This window comes from Nostoc sp. FACHB-280 (assembly GCF_014697615.1).
Classification (GTDB): domain Bacteria; phylum Cyanobacteriota; class Cyanobacteriia; order Cyanobacteriales; family Nostocaceae; genus Nostoc_B.
This window is the reverse complement of record NZ_JACJSD010000014.1, coordinates 18,088-35,093: the sequence shown is the minus strand read 5'-3', so window position 1 is coordinate 35,093 and position 17,006 is coordinate 18,088. Positions and strand designations below refer to the sequence as shown.

Sequence of the window (17,006 nt, the reverse complement as noted above, 5' to 3'; positions counted from 1 at the left end):
AACAAAAATCTTCTTAGCTGAAGCGCAAGCAATAATTTTGAAATTTACAGGAGGTCGTTGGATGTTAGTCATGTTAATGGATGATCAAATCCTTGCTCCTGAGCAGGTGTGTCAATCTTGTGTACTTGCGAATAGGAGTGGTCAACCCCGTTGGCATGGTGGACAACTGCATTGTGGTCAAGCTATTCGCAAACTCAGCGAACAACAGCCAGAACAGTATGAGTGTATCATGGGTTTTCGGATTGCCGAGATTCGCTGATTTTCGCTTCTGGGAGATTAGACAACTGCGTTATCCTAGGCTCAAGTAACTCTGAAAATTCTGCCACAGGAGAACGCAAAATGGCCTGGCGTGGTTCGACAAACTTTTCTGATCGCATTTTTGCTTGTTTACCTTATTTACTACCTTTGATTGAGGTGCTAAGTTTTGGTTTTATTTTGTTACAACAGTTTCCTGCGCTGACAGTTGTGTTTGGGCCTGTGCTAATTTTATGGTCATTATATAGGCGTGTAAGATTTGCTGGATTAATTATTTTCTTTGCTTTATGGCTGTTAGTAGTCAGAAACGAAAATATCTCTCACTTCATTCGTTTCAACACCATGCAAGCAATTTTGTTAGACATTATTATCTTTTTGTGTGGCATCCTAACTGATATCGTCGGGCTAATTCCTAATGGTGGCTTTGCCCTGCAAACTCTATACAGCACTATTTTTCTCGGCATAGTAGCAGCAGTAGCATATTCAGTCATCCAGTCGCTTTTGGGACGTTACGCAGAAATTCCCGCAATTTCCGATGCTGTTTATATGCAGGTGCGGTAACTGGATGTATGAATTAGGGTCTAGAGGCTAGGGGCTAGTTTTGTGACTCAGCAACGCCACTTGCTTCAACGGAGGGAACCTCCGCAACGCAGTGGCTCCTCAGTACTCAGCACTCAGCACTTTTTAACGGGCGACGATGGTGTTTTCTAGACGACCAATACCTTCAATTTCTACCCGGATGCGATCGCCTATATGCAAAGGGCCAATACCTAATGGTGTACCTGTCAGCACTACATCCCCTGGAATCAGGGTCATCACTTTGCTGATATAAGATACCAAAACATCAGGGGCAAACACCATCTGATCAATTCCCGCAGATTGTACGGGATTTGGCTCATCATTGATGAAAGTCTGCAATCTCGCACCTGGATTTAATTCTCGGACAATCCAAGGGCCTAGGGGACAAAAGGTATCAAACCCCTTGGCTCTAGTCCATTGACCGTCTTTTTGTTGTAAATCTCGCGCTGTCACATCATTGGCAATTGTATAACCCCAAATTTTGGTTTGAGCTTCTTCTGGAGTGCAGTCACAAGCGCGATCGCCAATTATCAGGGCCAATTCTCCTTCATAATCAACTCTGTGAGACTGAATAGGATATTTGATGTTGGTTTCAGTCGCAATAATTGATGTTGGCGGTTTGAGGAAAATCAATGGCTCACTCGGCACAGAGGTTCCCATTTCGGCTGCGTGGTCTGCATAATTCTTGCCAACCGCCACAATTTTTGAGGGAGCGCAAGGAGAAAGAATTTGATAACTATCGGGTGCTAAAACTAAATCTGTTGGTTGTCCTTGTAACCAGGGTGGCGCATCCAACACCTGTACATTTAGAGATAATTGGAGCAACCCATAATAAATTTTGCCTTCTGGATTTTGAACTCGCACATAACGCTGTGCCATAACCTTGATAATATCCTTATTGTCTGCAATTAAGAGCCGTAAGCACAAAGAATCTTCAGCAATGAGAGCTAAGAGTTAATAGCCCCCTTTGGGAAGCATACCTGTTGGTTCAGCCAATAGATCAATTAATTTGCTGTTGTTTACTGGAAGAGGCAGGGGGAAAAGGAGTAGGCGGGAGAATTTTCCCCAATTCCCCTCTGCTCCCCGCTCCCTGCCCCCTTTCCTCTGATTAACTCCTTCCCATCCATAAAAATCACTTTTGGCTAAAGTACGAATTTTGGCAGATTTTGCTGATGATTCATATAAAAAACTGGTAAGATTATAGTTCCTTGTTGCTTCAGATGTTGAAGTGTACGAATATTTTCTAGGAATATTTGTATCATTTCACGCCAGCAGCCAAATTGTCCAAAAGGGGATTTTCAACTCATGTCCACAGTTTACGAAACAATGTATATCCTGCGTCCTGACCTCAGTGACGAACAGGTAGATCAAGCGATCGCTAAATACCAAACCTTGATTCAAGAGCAAGGTGCCGAAAATATTGAAATTCAAAATCGGGGTAAGCGTCGTCTGGCTTATGAAATCAAAAAGCAACGGGATGGAATCTACATCCAACTGAACTACACTGGGCCGGGAACCATTGTTGCTCCTTTAGAACGTGCTATGCGTTTGAGTGAAGAAGTAATTCGCTACTTGACCATTAAGCAAGAAGTTGCAGCACCAGCAGCAGAAAAAGTTGCAGTAACTGCATAGGAGAGAAGGCAGGGGTGCAGGGTGCAAGGGGGTGAATTTTGCTCAGTTACCCTGCGTAGGGTCGAGCCAAAAATATTACAACTTCACCTCTGCTTCCTGCCCCCTGCCCCTTTTCCTCCCACTAACTTCTGCCTTCTTTAAATAAAATTTTTTTTACCTTTGACTTTTTTGTGCTTCGGTTGGGAATGCTAAATTAACAAGTACTTGCCAAAGGCAGTACGATCGCCGTTATACCTAAGATGATCCAAGATTCGTCAACGGGAGCTGTAAGCCACTGTGAGCCAAACTGACATACCCAACATCCAAGCTCTCTCTCAAGAAGTATCGCAATTGCGCCAAGAGTTGCAACTGCGAGACCAATTAGTGCAGCAGTTATCTCAAGAACTCTTTCGGCTGGTGAAGGGCAATGCTAATTTCATGCCCCAACGTTCTGAATCAGAGCGTGATTTAAGTCAGTTGCAAGCGTTACGAGAACAATTACAAGCTGTTGAGCAGCAGGTAACTTTTTATCAAGAGCAAATCGCCACTCGTGATGGCGAGATTTATCAACTGCGCCAGTCTGTCCAAGAGTTAACAGACCGCAGCCGGATGTTGGAGCAGGTAGTACAAGAATTACCTCAAATTTATCGTCGGAAGTTTGAAGAACGCATGACTCCCATCAGAGAAAAAGTTGCGATTTTGCAAAGAGAAAATCGCAAACTGCAAGCAGAACTGCAAAGCGTCAGCTATCGTTTGGCGCTCAAAACTCGTAACTCCAGCCACAATGGTATTGACTTGCCGAACTTTCCTCGCCCCACCACCGGACAAGGAAATGTTTCGGCGGTACAAAATGCTTAAAAAAATAAAGCCTGCAATTACAGGCTCTTAAAGTCTTTGCTGTTCCTAAGTTGAGACTTTTATTTTATTTGTGTTGTGCAGGTGCGAAATTTTAGCTCTACAGCAATTTAGCGATCGATTCACATGAAAAGACATAATTGCTCTTGGTAGACACTAACAATTTTTAGTGCTATATTTTTGGATTAGCTTGCTAGTGGCAAAGGCTGTTGATTAATCACATTGGTGATGTCTTCGTAAGTGTTAAAAATTTCAAAAACCGAATCCAACTGGGTCAGTTCTAAAATTAACCTTACAGGCGCTTTGGCATTACAAATAACCAAGCGACAACCGCATTGTCGGGCTGTTGTCAGTGCTTTAACTAATGGCACCAAACCAGAACTATCCATGAAATCTACTTCTGCGAGGTCAATGACCCAAAGTTGATCAGGCTGGGGTACTACTTCTGCCATACTTTGGCTGAGAGCCATACCACCCTGCAAGTCTATGCTCCCTTGGGGTTTGAATAAAACCACTTGCAATTCTTGTGCGATAGTCATGTATTTATCTGGGTAGTTGAACTACTGGACAAAATGAAAATTGACATCAATACTGCGCGGTTTCAATAATGAAAAATTGCTGGTTCACAGGTGCTGTGAACTCAACCTCATAAGCTTACGTATTCATGTCGTATAATTTGTATTAACTTTTTTAAATATAGGCACAAACGCCTAGTAAATTCAGTATCAATAGTAGCTTTTACAAAATTTTCATAATTTAATGATATTTTTGTGAATTTTTCATAAAAAATTTATTGATTTGTTTGATATATTATGCACCTATGTTATTAACGCTTAAAAGCATAATAGTCAATACCAAATAAGTTATAAATATCATCAACCTTTAGCTATAAGTAACGCGAGATACTGCAATTAATAAGAGTTTGTAAAACAGTACTGTGATTGACACTCCAGCCACAAACACGCCAAGATAGAGTAAAGGTAAAAAATTGTAAAGGCGGCGGTGCGGGATGTCTCTTGAATTTATTTCACTAGAAAACATCCAGGAATTTGCCCACCAGTATGGTTACTGGGCAATTTTTTTGGGGATTTTACTAGAAAACTTGGGCATTCCTATTCCTGGTGAAACCGTCACCCTTGTCGGTGGGTTTCTAGCTGGTAGTGATGAACTAAGTTACTGGTTAGTTGTGGGTGATGCAGTTGCAGGTGCTGTGATTGGCGGTGCTTGCGGCTATTGGATTGGGAGACTGGGAGGTTGGCCTTTCCTATTGCAAATCGGGAAAATATTTAGGATTTCTGAAGAAAAATTACTAAATATTAAAGAGCAATTTAGTCAAAATGCTATTAAAGCTGTATTTTTTGGCAGGTTTTTCGCTTTATTGCGAATTTTTGCGGCTCCATTAGCTGGAATTGCAGAAATACCATTTCCAAAATTTTTCTTATATAACCTAGCAGGAGCAACCACCTGGGCTGTTGTGATGGTGACATTAGCTTTTTTTGCAGGCAAAGTAATTTCTTTAGAACAATTAGTTGCTTGGGTTAGCCAATTTGCGATCGCAGCCTTACTGATTTTAGTTGCTGTGATTGTCATTCCCTTGTGGTTAGAATCCCGACAAGTGAAGCGTGCAGCAGGCGAATAAATATAAGTAAAAAGTAAAAAGGCAAAAGGCAGAAGTCAAAAGAAAGAATTTTGGCTTTTGCCTTTTATTTTTATGAAAATTTCAAACTACCCAATATTTTCTGTAAACTAAATAACTACTGCTAATGCCTTCAAAGCTTCCTAACCCGGTAGGAGCCTTGATGAAAGTAGGCAAACTTCATTTAAGACAAAGATATGGCGCTTATAGTTCAGAAATTCGGTGGTACATCTGTCGGTTCAGTCGAACGTATCCAAGCTGTTGCACAGCGTGTCTCTAAAACAGTTAAAGCCGGAAACTCTTTGGTTGTCGTAGTTTCCGCAATGGGGAAAACTACAGATGGACTTGTCAAACTAGCCAACGAAATTTCTCAAAATCCTAACCGCCGGGAAATGGATATGTTGCTGTCTACTGGGGAACAGGTGACGATTGCTTTACTCAGTATGGCATTGCAAGAAATTGGACAACCAGCAATTTCCATGACTGGCGCACAAGTAGGAATTGTGACAGAAGCAGAACACACTCGCGCCCGGATTTTACACATCGAAACAAACCGCCTGTTGAGGCATATTAGGGAAGGTAAAGTAGTTGTGGTAGCTGGCTTTCAAGGCATATCCAGTACCGGAGAGTTAGAAATTACGACCTTGGGACGTGGCGGTTCTGATACTTCTGCGGTGGCATTAGCCGCAGCAATCCAAGCAGATTTTTGTGAAATTTATACAGATGTACCAGGGATTTTAACTACAGACCCCCGCTTAGTTCCCGAAGCCCAGTTGATGGATGCGATTACCTGTAATGAAATGCTAGAACTGGCAAGCCTGGGGGCAAAAGTCTTACATCCGCGCTCAGTGGAAATTGCCCGGAACTATGGTGTACCTTTGGTTGTGCGGTCTAGTTGGACAGATGACCCCGGTACTTGGGTAACATCATCTAAACCCCAAGAGCGATCGCTAATCAATTTAGAAATTGCCCGTCCTGTGGATGCGGTGGAATTTGATACAAATCAAGCTAAGGTGGCTTTGTTACGTGTACCTGACAAGCCAGGGGTAGCAGCTAAGTTATTTGGAGAAATTGCTCGGCAAAATGTCGATGTAGACTTAATTATTCAATCCATTCACGAAGGTAATAGCAATGACATTGCCTTTACAGTTACTACACCAATATTAAAACGGGCAGAAGCAGTAGCAGCAGCGATCGCACCCGCCCTGAGAAATCCATCCAACCCCAAATCAGACGAAGCCGAAGTCATGATCGAACAAGACATTGCTAAAGTCAGCATTGCAGGTGCAGGGATGATTGGCCGTCCTGGGGTGGCGGCGAAAATGTTTGCTACCCTTGCAGAAGCAGGCGTAAACATTCAAATGATTTCTACGAGTGAAGTCAAAGTTAGCTGTGTAGTTGATGCCGTAGACTGCGATCGCGCCGTGGCTGCACTCAGTAACGCCTTTGAAATTGCAGCTAAGGGAGAGACAGAGGAAACAACAACTAGGGAACAAGAAGTATTTCCTTGCCCTCCGCCCCCTGCGCCCTGCCCCGTTTCTTCTTCCCCTGTGCGCGGTGTCGCCTTAGATATGAACCAAGCGCGTCTGGCGATTCGCCAAGTTCCTGATAAAGCAGGAATGGCGGCGAAATTGTTTGGGATATTAGCACAGCACAATATCAGCGTAGATATGATTATTCAATCGCAACGCTGTCGCATCATTGATGGTGTTCCCAAACGAGATATTGCTTTTACAGTTCCACGTATGGACGGGGAAACTGCCCAAAGACTGCTAACTCAAGTTGCAGCAGAATTAGGTTGGGGTGAAGTTGTGTTAGATAGTGCGATCGCTAAAGTTAGTATTGTTGGCGCGGGTATGGTAGGACAACCAGGTGTAGCAGCCAAAATGTTTGAAGCGTTGGCTCAACACCAAATCAATATTCAAATGATTGCTACCTCAGAAATTAAAATTAGTTGTGTCGTTGCCCAAGAACAAGGTGTGAAGGCTTTACAAGTGATTCATACAGCCTTTGAGCTTGCTGGTAGCGAGAAATTCGTAGTGCCAGTATAAACTCAGCCAAACTCAAGGTTTGACGTAATTTTATCTGGGGATTTGTTATTCCCTAGATAACTCTTCCAAGCTGGCGACTATTTCAGCAAGGCGATATTCACCACACCAAACTCTATCAAGTTTTTTGAGTTGTTCTAAGCTGTTACAATCTTCTGCTTCGCTAGTTTCTGGTTCTGCCATTGCGGCTAATAAATCTTGGAAGATAATTACTTCATCAAACTGCGGATTGGTTTCTGGATCGTTTAATATGGCTGTGGCTCGCTGCTGTGGTAATCCTTGCAGAGTATTCAAAATAAACTTTGTAGGAAAGTCCACATCTTGCAGGGCTGGATGACGCTTGACTAAACCAGCCATTAAGACCCCTAAATAAGCAGCAGCTTGCTGGTCACTCAGGCTCTTGACTTGATGAGCCGCAATTTTAGTTAAATTTTGATAAAACGGACAACCCAATTGCTTTTCGATTGCCACAATTGGATCGGCAACTCTGGAGACTTGCAATTGAGCCGCAAACAATTTTCGCTGTTCTTGTGGGAGGTGATCAAGTAAGATTTGCTTGGCGCGATCGCTGACAATCATCTCACCATCTAGCCCAAAACTAAAGTCTTTTCCTGGTTCTAAACCTGCGGTGACAAGTATATGAAAGACATTATTTTGAGCAGCTTGCTGCATCTGTTGATATCTAAATTGCCCTAAAAAATTAGCAAAAAACCAACTGTGGCTTTCAGCATCGCACTCACGCAATGCTTCCTCGACAATCTGCGTTAATTTTTCTTCGCCGATAATATTTTGCGATCGCATGGATAAGTTTTGGATAGCCGCAGTATCACGCCGACGTAGCGCCTTCAGGAACTGACGCTTGGTCGCAGTTACTTGATTTTGGTTACGTTTGAATAAGTTGATGTTCAAGCTATTTGGCGTTTATAGCAATTCGATTACAACTCTTTTACCGTACTGAGCAATAGCCTGTCATGAGTGATCCCACGGCAATCATGATATCTTTGAATTATTGAGTGGTTACTCAGTAATATTCAAAGTGATAATCAAGCCTAGAAATTTGCTCATCTCCATTTAATCTGAAGTTGTACTCAATCAATTTTGAGAGATATTTTATACAACGTCTCTACAATAACTGACAAATCGCATTTTCATCCAGAAACGTTATCATTCTACAGGTATTGAGAATGGTGCAATATCAAAGTTTTAGCTATACTGCTTTATGCCAGTTCTGGAAATTAATGAGATGAATTAAAAATCTTCTGTTTCTTTGTATATTTTTTGTAACTCTTGATCCCCACAAAAATTATACTAGTAATAATACCAGTATATAATTAATTAATTTCCTATAAAAGCTTATATATGGATGAGCAAATTCTGGGTACACGTTATCGTATCCTGCAATTATTGTACATAGAGGAGTCGGTAAATATCTATCTAGTTGAAGATATTCAAATTCCTAATCAATTATTTATTCTCCAGCAACTCCGCCCAGAAACTCATCATCTGCAAAATTTAGCTTGGTTGAGAAAGTCTTTTTTCCAGGAAGCTAAGATATTGAAACAATTAGCCCAGGAAAACGACAGAATTCAGAAAATCATTGATTATTTTGAATCCAATGAAGAATTTTATCTAGTTCAAGAATTAATTGATGGTCATCAATTAGCCGAAGAAATTTTAGTAGGGTTTCCGCTTAGAGAAGACCAAGTTATTAACTTGTTATTAGAAATCTTAGATATTTTACTATTTATACATCGCCATAATATCATTCATCAAGATATTCAGCCAGAAAATATCATTCGCCGACACTCAGATAATAAATTAGTTTTAGTTGACTTTGGCTCTATCAAGGAAATGGTGACGACTACGGTTAGTAATTTAGAATATATACCTTTAGAGCAGTTACAAGGACAACCACACTATAACAGTGATATTTACGCTTTGGGCATGATTGCGATCGCAGCAATTATGGGCTTATCTTACGAAGAAGTATCAAGATTACAAAGTCAAAAAAACTTAATAACAGGCGAAATTATCTGGCGTGATAGAACGATAAAAGTTAGCCGAGAATTTACACGCATTATCAATCAAATGGTCAGGTTTGACTACCAGAAAAGATACCAGTCTGTAACAGAAGTGATCAATGACCTGCAAGAATTAAAAAATCAACAATATCAACCACAACCATTACAGATTCAAAAGTTCAAATTTGTCATTTTCGGAATTGCTAGTTTACTGGCTGCTATGTTTATCGGCTGGTTTAGCCACTGGTTAACACCAGTTAATAGTGAGCAGTTATTTTATCAAGAAGGTGTCAGTGAATATGAGCAAGGGAACTATCAAGAATCCGTAGATAATTTAACTCAAACTCTGGAAATCAATCCCCAGAATTCTCTGGCTTATAACCATCGTGGTGATGCGTTTTCTCGCTTAGGAGATTATGAAAAAGCCCAAGCAGATTCGAGTCAAGCAATCACCCTGAATCCTCAAGATGCTAATGCTTATTATGACCGAGGATTTGCTTTATTCGGGTTGGGTAAATATAAAGACGCGATCGCAGACTACACAAAAGCCATTAAACTTAACTCTCAAAACCCCTACGCATACTATGAGAGGGGTTTGGCGCGGGTGAAAGTGAAAGAATATCAAAGCGCAATACTGGATTTTAACAGAGCGATCGCACTTAATTCTAGCTATGGTTTAGCTTATTATCATCGGGGCTTAGTCAACGTCCAACTAGGTAAGAAAAAGGCAGCACTAAGGGATTTTGAAAAAGCTGAAAACCTATTTCAAGAACAAGGAGATAAATCAGGTTATAACAAGATAACCCAAGAAATCAAAGCCTTGCAGAAATAGTTATTTTTGCTTGATAGAATATACTCATTAAAAATGCTAGAAACTAAAATTATTAACTATCTCTCCCATTTAGAAGACTCAGACTATATGGCTGAGGTGGTAACAACTCCTGGCGCGGCTGAAACTCTTATAAAAATCCTTCAGGATGATGATGATGAGATTATGAGTTATGCTGGTCTTTTTATTAGAGATTTTGTCTTAAGTTGTTCTCGTAATGAGACTTGTAAAATATCTTGGGAAACACAATTAAAACCTGTGATTATTCCTGAGTTAGAACGTCTTATATTTGCAGAAAACCACTTCATCCGCAAACAAGTAATTTATACACTAGGAAAAATATGCAGCTATGATAGTGTGCCTGTTTTGCTACAAGCTTTCTATCAATATCGTGAAAGTGACCCAATTTTATTACCGAGACTACTAGGTGAATTATTCTGGCTGGGTGTGGAAAATTCGTGGGATTTACTTGAAAGTATGGTGAACAGCCAATATTACACAACTCGCTGGGCTGTTATCAACTTACTAGGAGAATTTATTTACCATTCACCAAGTGAGGAGGATGGAACTTTTTCCATGAAATACAATTTTTCAGAAAAATTGCGAAATGATTCACATCCACTTATTAAAGCAGAGGCAGAGTATGAATATCAATTATTAGCATTAAATCATAGGAAACTGCAAGAAAATATGGCTAAATCAGATTATAAAAAACAGAGAAAAGATTTGAAAAAGTTAGAACCATGTTTGACATTTTTCAGAGTATCGCTACAATTCTCTCGTTATATGGTTACTAATAATCTTTCTACATATACTATGCAAGAGTTAGAAACATTTATCGATAACAAAACTCAACAATTATAATTCTGAGAATAATACTATTTTCCCTAAAGTTCGTTAAAATTACTTTGATATTTTAATAATACCTCCCCTCCTCTGCGCTCTCTGCGCCTACCCTTCGGGAAGCCGCTTCGCGTCTAAGGCGGTTCGATAATTTATTCATACAACCTATTGCTAAATTTTCATTAATTGATACACTTGTTCTTCATTAGCCATTAGCCCAGTGAACCAGCGCATACTATGGTGTACGTCAAGCGCGTGGAACTTACCAACTTCAAATCCTTCGGCGGTACTACTTCAGTCCCTTTGCTGCCGGGGTTCACTGTCATATCTGGGCCGAATGGTTCCGGTAAGTCGAATATTTTGGATGCGTTGTTGTTTTGTTTAGGACTTGCTAGTTCTAAGGGGATGCGAGCCGATCGCTTGCCGGATTTGGTAAATAATACTCAAACGGCTAAAGGACGCGCATCTGTGGAAGCTAGTGTCACAGTGACGTTTGATTTGACGGGGGAGGATATCTCACGCAGAGACGCAGAGGCGCGGAGTGAGGAATTAGAGGGAGAAAGTGAGAATTCGGACTCAGCACTCAGCACTCACACTTCGACTACTTCGGCTGCGCTCAGTACAAGTTCGCTCAGTGAACAGCACTCAGCACTCAGCACTGAATGGAGTGTAACTAGACGGTTGCGGGTAACTCATCAAGGAACTTACACGTCAAATTACTATATCAATGGTGCTGCCTGTACGCTGACGGAGTTACATGAGGCTTTGGAGAATCTGCGGATTTATCCTGAAGGCTATAACGTGGTGTTGCAAGGGGACGTGACTAGCATTATCTCGATGAATGCTAGGGAAAGGCGGGAAATTATTGATGAGTTGGCGGGGGTGGCGGCGTTTGATCGCAAAATTCACCAAGCTAAGGGTACGTTGGATGAGGTGAAGGAGAAGGAAGATAGTTGCCGAATTATTGAGACGGAGTTAACTGCACAACGCGATCGCCTTTCTCAAGATAGGGCAAAGGCGGAAAAATATCAAAAGTTGCGGACGGAATATCTGCACAAGCAATCTTGGGAAGCGGTGTTATCGTGGCGTTCGCTGCAAGCACAGCAAGAAAAGTTAGCGACGGAAATTCAAAATGGCGATCGCTCTCATAATGACCTTACACTGCAATTAGAAACTTTAAATGTCGGCATTACTCAGAAAACTGCTGAATTAGAAAAGCTTAATGCTCATGTGAAAGCTTTGGGTGAAGAGGAATTACTAGCGGTACAAGCGACTCTTGCAACTCAAGAAGCAGAACGCAAGCAACTCCAGCGTCAGCAAACAGAATTAGAAACAACTTCCCAAGAAACCGCTAAACGCTTGGTGCAAACTCAGCAAGACATTCAACAGCATCAGCAAGCTTTGGGAGAAATTGCCGAAACCCAGAATGTCGAACGGCAATCGATTGTATATTGTCAACAGCAACGGGATGAGGCAGAACAAGCACTACAAAAATCCCGCGAAGCCGCCGCCGAAATCGCCACCGCCTCGGAAGCTTGGGTACAGCAACAAACTGCACTCAACCGTCAAATTGAAACTGTACTGCAAACTCTGGAACCGCAACGCACAGAACAAGCACAATTAAGAGAAAGGAATAGTCAGCTACAAGAATTAATTCACGAACAAACTCAGTTAATTGCCACTTTAGAACCGCAACTGGCAGAAAAGCAAGCTGAATGTGTGCGAGTTGAGGCAGAATTTAACGCCTCTAGCGAACCCATCCAAAACCTAGCCCAAAATCTGGCGGCGACAGAGCAGGAATTACAAATTCAGCAAGATACACAAAAGCGGCTTTCTAGTGAACAACGGGAAAAACAACGCCAGTTAGATAAAATTGAGGCGCAAACCCAAGCACAACAAGAAGTCCAAGGGACGCAAGCTAGTAAGGTAATTATCCAGTCGGGAATGCCTGGGGTTTGTGGTTTGGTGGTACATTTGGGACGGGTGGAACCTCGGTATCAGTTGGCGTTGGAAATTGCTGCTGGTGCGAGGTTGGGACATATTGTTGTTGATGATGACGGTATCGCCGCCGCCGGAATTGAATTACTCAAACAAAAACGCGCTGGGAGAGCGACATTTTTACCCTTAAATAAGATTCAGGCTCCCAGAATTACCCAAGATGCAACTTTGCGGTTAGCTAATGGCTTTGTCAGTTATGCTGTGAACTTAGTTGAATGCGATCGCCGTTATAAAGATGTATTTAACTATGTTTTTGGAAACACTGTTGTATTCTCCACCTTAGAACAGGCGCGGAAAAACCTTGGTTTATATCGCATCGTTACCTTAGATGGAGAATTGCTGGAAACCAGTGGCGCAATGACTGGTGGTAGCACAAATCAGCGTTCAGCGTTGCGCTTCGGTACAGGGGAAGCCGCAGAATCAGATGAGGCGATTGCGTTGAAAAATCGCTTGGTAGATATAGAACGAATTTTAGATCGTTGTATTGATGCGATCGCTTCTTTATCCAGCAAAACCAAACAACTATCCCAAGAACTCACCGAAGCCCGTCAAGCACGCCGCGAACAGCAATTGCAATTAGAACAGTTGCAAAAAGATATTAAAGCTTTGACGACGCAATTAGAAGGAACGCGATCGCAACTTGCCCAAAATACCGAAAAATTCTCCGCCGCCCAATCTCGCCTAGAAATTTTGGATAAAGATTTACCAGGGCAAGAAGCGCAATTACAACAACTGCGTCATGTTTTAGCAGAATTAGAAGCATCCCAAACGCCTAGTGAATGGCAGCAAATTCAAGCGGTAATTAAAACCCAAGAGCAACAATTACAACAACGGGAATCCGCATTACGGGAAGCGGAACAACGGCTGAAAAACTTAGAAAATCAGCAACAGCGTTTACAAGAACGCATCCAAGAAGCCGACCAAAAAATAACTCAGTATCATCAAGAACAAGCAAATTCTCAGCAGAAACTCCAAACACTCAGCACCCAGCACGCAGCACTCAGCACTCAAATCACCGAAACTCGCGCCAAACTCAGCGAAATGGAAAAAAGTTTGGGTGAAGAAAAGGTAAAACGTGATGCAATAGAACAAGAAGTGCGATCGCATTTGCTCCGTCAGCAACAATTGGAATGGGAACTAGAAAAACTCCAAGAAACCCAGCAAAAGCGGCGTGAAGAACTAGAAGCGTTGCAAAATCAATTGCGAGAACTGCTGCCAGAATTGCCTAGTCCTTTACCGGAAGTGCCAGAACAGGTAGATTTAGAAGAATTGCAGAAAGAATTGCGATCGCTTGCCAAACGCCTACAAGCAATGGAACCTGTAAATATGCTGGCGTTGGAAGAATACGAACGCACCCAAAACCGCCTGCAAGAACTCACAGAAAAATTACAAACCTTAGAAGCAGAACGCACGGAATTATTATTAAGAATTGAAAACTTTACCACCTTGCGACAACGCGCCTTTAAAGAAGCCTTTGACGCGGTAAACGAAAACTTCCAATCAATTTTCGCCACCCTCTCAGAAGGCGACGGCTACCTGCAACTTGATGATCCTGAAGATCCCTTTAACAGTGGTTTAAACTTAGTCGCGCACCCCAAAGGTAAACCCGTACAGCGACTTGCTTCCATGTCTGGAGGAGAAAAATCCCTCACCGCCTTAAGTTTTATTTTCGCCCTGCAACGCTATCGCCCATCACCTTTTTATGCCTTTGATGAAGTAGATATGTTCTTAGACGGGGCAAACGTAGAACGATTGGCTAGAATGATCAAACAACAAGCACAACTGGCACAGTTCATAGTTGTGAGTTTGCGTCGTCCGATGATAGAATCAGCCGAACGCACCATTGGCGTTACTCAAGCACGAGGCGCTTACACCCAAGTTTTGGGAATTAAGTTAACATCCTCGAATACATCTGCTTGAATCTTTGTTAATAATAGTGTATAGATAAACCGGATTCGAGATCAGGACTCGGTATAGAATGACCTCTGAACAGATAATTAGGCGTTCCGACTTATTAAATACTCAGGTGATTACCCGCGACAACGCCAAGCGGCTAGGGATTGTGAATCAAATCTGGGTTGATATCGATCAAAGGGAGGTTGTGGCTCTTGGTTTACGAGACAGCCTGATCTCTATCTCTGGACTGCCACGCTATATGTACCTCAGCAGTATCAACCAAATTGGTGATGCCATCTTGGTTGATAACGAAGATGTCATCGAAGATATTGAAATTGAAGCTTTTAGTAACCTGATTAACTGGGAAGTAATTACAGAAACAGGTGAAGTTTTAGGTAGAGTGCGGGGCTTTAAGTTTGATGGTATCTCAGGGAAGCTGCACTCAATAATTATTGCTTCTTTGGGAGTACCGCAAATTCCCGACCAATTTCTCAGCACTTACGAAATTTCCATCGACGAAGTTGTTAGCACAGGCCCCAGCAGATTAATTGTGTTTGAAGGAGCCGAAGAACGTACAACCCAATTAACAGTAGGCGTTTTGGAACGTTTAGGTATCGGCAAACCACCTTGGGAACGCGATGCAGAAGAAGAATATGGTTATTCTGCACCGCGCACAGTTGCACCTTCAAATCAGCTACCTAGCGGCACACCATTACAGCCACCCAAGCCAAAAGTCCGCGCCCCCGAACCCGTAGCGCGGGAAGAAGAATGGAACGAAGACTACGTAGAAGAAGAAAGGCCACGGCGCGAAGTTATGCGAGCGCGACAATATGAGTCTATCCGCTACGAAGAAGACGACGAAGATGATAACTGGAGCGAAGCCACAGGGGGCGACAGATATCAACAACCGCCCAAGTACGAAACCAAAGCCTACACCGACGATTACGATGATTATGACGACGATGTAGAAAGCGACGCTTGGGAAGATGCACCAAAACCCGTGAACATTCCCAAGAAAGTCAAAGAAAGGCAGCCAGAATACGAAGAAGAAGGCGGATATTAATTTTCAACCCCTCCTAAAGTTATCAGGAGGGGTTAATTTTTATGTCATTTATAGTAGAAGGCAGGAGGCAGAAGGCAGGAGAAAAAGTCTTAATATTCCTGGCATTCAAGCTTTCAAATTGTCCTAACATATCTGACTACCGCCATACCACTAGACTTCTTTCACGAATGTTATAAAACATGAATTTCAAGCCTCACGCGCAGGCAAGGCATATAACTCAACAAAAAACGAAAAAATGATTTTGGAGGGGGCTTGGGGGACGCAACCGTCACCCAATCGGGGGCTTGGGGGAGAATCCCCCAAATCTTTCTTATTGTCTGATAGGAAATTGAGATATCAACTCTCATTACCTTAACTAAATGTTGTAGAGACGTTGTATACAACATCTCTACATAATTGGTATGAAATTAGCCGCCCCAGATTTTTTCGGAAACTGTTGTGGGTGAAATATCTGCTACTTTCCCAGAGGGGGATTTAATAGCGAGGAATTTTTCACTTTTTGGTAACAATTTACCTGGATCTGAAGAGCCGAACAGACCAATGGTATAAGTCTGAGCTGCGACACTCAACTGTAATGGCGCACTTTCGGTAGACAGCATTAGGTTTGCACCGGCAATCATAGCTGTCAACTTACCTGTATTATCAGGAGATGTGACTTTGATTTCTGGACAGGATTCGCGGAGCGATCGCACAAACTGTTCATCATCAGCACCTTGAATCACAACTACAGACATATCTGGCTGTTTTTGTTGAAATTCTTGAATAATTGGCTGCCAATGCTCAACCGGATAGATTTTCTCAGCACCTTTCGCCCGTGAGCCTGCATCAACCCCTCCATAAATCAAGACGTAGCCTGTGTCATTTACGCCTAGACGTTTTTGCTCATTTTGTGACCAGTCGATATCGGGTTTCGGGACATTTACTGCTAACTCTGGTACGGGTGTGGCTATACCCAATGGTTTTAGCAACTCGTGATACGCCGCCGCTACATACTGAGATGGATTAAACGGCACAGTATGAGTCAGAAACACGGCTCCTTTGCCTTGAAAGCCAATCCGCATGGGAATCCCTGTTAACCAGAGCATTAGTCCCACTAACCAGCTTTGCCCAAAAGCAATGGCGACATCATACTCGCGATCGCGCATTGTGCCTACCAAGTTACCCCAATCTGCTAGACTGTTGCGATCTTTATAATCAAAGGTCAGTACCTCGTGAACAGACTTGCTCACTCGATAGGCAGCCTTTGACTGGGGTTCCGTAACGACATCTATCTGAGCGTCGGGATAATAACGCTTCAGACTATCTAAAGTCGGAAAGAAGAGAATTTGGTCGCCAATTCCGCCAGGTACAAGGGCTACTACTCGCATAATAA

At 42.3% G+C, this 17,006-nt stretch carries 14 protein-coding genes; 10 read left to right on the top strand and 4 right to left on the bottom strand.

Annotated features, from left to right (window positions below; all coding sequences use genetic code 11):
- Positions 1 to 61 precede the first annotated feature (61 nt).
- Complete coding sequence (locus tag H6G75_RS12500) at positions 62 to 259, top strand: hypothetical protein (RefSeq protein WP_190980467.1); 198 nt, start codon at positions 62 to 64, stop codon at positions 257 to 259.
- A gap of 80 nt (positions 260 to 339) precedes the next feature.
- Positions 340 to 816, top strand: coding sequence for a Tic20 family protein (locus H6G75_RS12495; protein WP_190980314.1), 477 nt, complete (start codon positions 340 to 342; stop codon positions 814 to 816).
- 123 nt (positions 817 to 939) lie between these two features.
- Here the strand turns inward: H6G75_RS12495 and H6G75_RS12490 are convergent, their stop codons facing one another.
- Positions 940 to 1,713, bottom strand: a complete 774-nt coding sequence (locus H6G75_RS12490) for a fumarylacetoacetate hydrolase family protein (RefSeq protein ID WP_190980312.1) — start codon at positions 1,711 to 1,713, stop codon at positions 940 to 942.
- 426 nt (positions 1,714 to 2,139) lie between these two features.
- On the opposite strand from H6G75_RS12490, the gene rpsF reads away from it, so the two are divergent.
- A complete protein-coding gene (rpsF, locus tag H6G75_RS12485) occupies positions 2,140 to 2,466 on the top strand; it encodes a 30S ribosomal protein S6 (RefSeq protein WP_190980310.1) in 327 nt (108 codons plus the stop codon).
- Between the two features lie 276 nt (positions 2,467 to 2,742).
- Positions 2,743 to 3,303, top strand: a complete 561-nt coding sequence (locus H6G75_RS12480; RefSeq protein ID WP_190980308.1) for an Npun_F5560 family protein — start codon at positions 2,743 to 2,745, stop codon at positions 3,301 to 3,303.
- 182 nt (positions 3,304 to 3,485) lie between these two features.
- Here the strand turns inward: H6G75_RS12480 and H6G75_RS12475 are convergent, their stop codons facing one another.
- The gene (locus tag H6G75_RS12475; protein ID WP_190980306.1) at positions 3,486 to 3,839 is read right to left on the bottom strand and encodes an STAS domain-containing protein; all 354 of its coding nucleotides are present in this window, start codon (positions 3,837 to 3,839) and stop codon (positions 3,486 to 3,488) included.
- A gap of 470 nt (positions 3,840 to 4,309) precedes the next feature.
- Between H6G75_RS12475 and H6G75_RS12470 the strand changes: the two genes are divergently transcribed.
- A complete protein-coding gene (locus H6G75_RS12470) occupies positions 4,310 to 4,939 on the top strand; it encodes a DedA family protein (protein ID WP_190980304.1) in 630 nt (209 codons plus the stop codon).
- Between the two features lie 194 nt (positions 4,940 to 5,133).
- Positions 5,134 to 6,987: an aspartate kinase gene (locus H6G75_RS12465; RefSeq protein WP_190980302.1), complete on the top strand. Its 1,854-nt coding sequence runs from the start codon at positions 5,134 to 5,136 to the stop codon at positions 6,985 to 6,987.
- A gap of 45 nt (positions 6,988 to 7,032) precedes the next feature.
- On the opposite strand, the gene H6G75_RS12460 is transcribed toward H6G75_RS12465, so the two are convergent.
- A complete protein-coding gene (locus tag H6G75_RS12460) occupies positions 7,033 to 7,893 on the bottom strand; it encodes a hypothetical protein (protein WP_190980300.1) in 861 nt (286 codons plus the stop codon).
- A 450-nt stretch (positions 7,894 to 8,343) separates the two neighbouring features.
- On the opposite strand from H6G75_RS12460, the gene H6G75_RS12455 reads away from it, so the two are divergent.
- From H6G75_RS12455 to H6G75_RS12440, 4 genes are all read left to right on the top strand, one after another.
- Positions 8,344 to 9,837 (top strand): tetratricopeptide repeat protein, encoded by a 1,494-nt coding sequence (locus H6G75_RS12455; RefSeq protein ID WP_190980298.1) that lies wholly within the window; start codon positions 8,344 to 8,346, stop codon positions 9,835 to 9,837.
- Positions 9,838 to 9,870: 33 nt separating this feature from the next.
- Complete coding sequence (locus tag H6G75_RS12450; RefSeq protein ID WP_190980296.1) at positions 9,871 to 10,698, top strand: HEAT repeat domain-containing protein; 828 nt, start codon at positions 9,871 to 9,873, stop codon at positions 10,696 to 10,698.
- Positions 10,699 to 10,914: 216 nt separating this feature from the next.
- On the top strand, positions 10,915 to 14,595 hold the full coding sequence (smc, locus tag H6G75_RS12445; RefSeq protein ID WP_190980294.1) for a chromosome segregation protein SMC: 3,681 nt from the start codon (positions 10,915 to 10,917) through the stop codon (positions 14,593 to 14,595).
- A gap of 58 nt (positions 14,596 to 14,653) precedes the next feature.
- On the top strand, positions 14,654 to 15,634 hold the full coding sequence (locus H6G75_RS12440; protein WP_190980292.1) for a PRC-barrel domain-containing protein: 981 nt from the start codon (positions 14,654 to 14,656) through the stop codon (positions 15,632 to 15,634).
- A 407-nt stretch (positions 15,635 to 16,041) separates the two neighbouring features.
- On the opposite strand, the gene H6G75_RS12435 is transcribed toward H6G75_RS12440, so the two are convergent.
- Positions 16,042 to 17,001 (bottom strand): glycosyltransferase family 9 protein, encoded by a 960-nt coding sequence (locus H6G75_RS12435; RefSeq protein ID WP_190980290.1) that lies wholly within the window; start codon positions 16,999 to 17,001, stop codon positions 16,042 to 16,044.
- Positions 17,002 to 17,006: the final 5 nt, after the last annotated feature.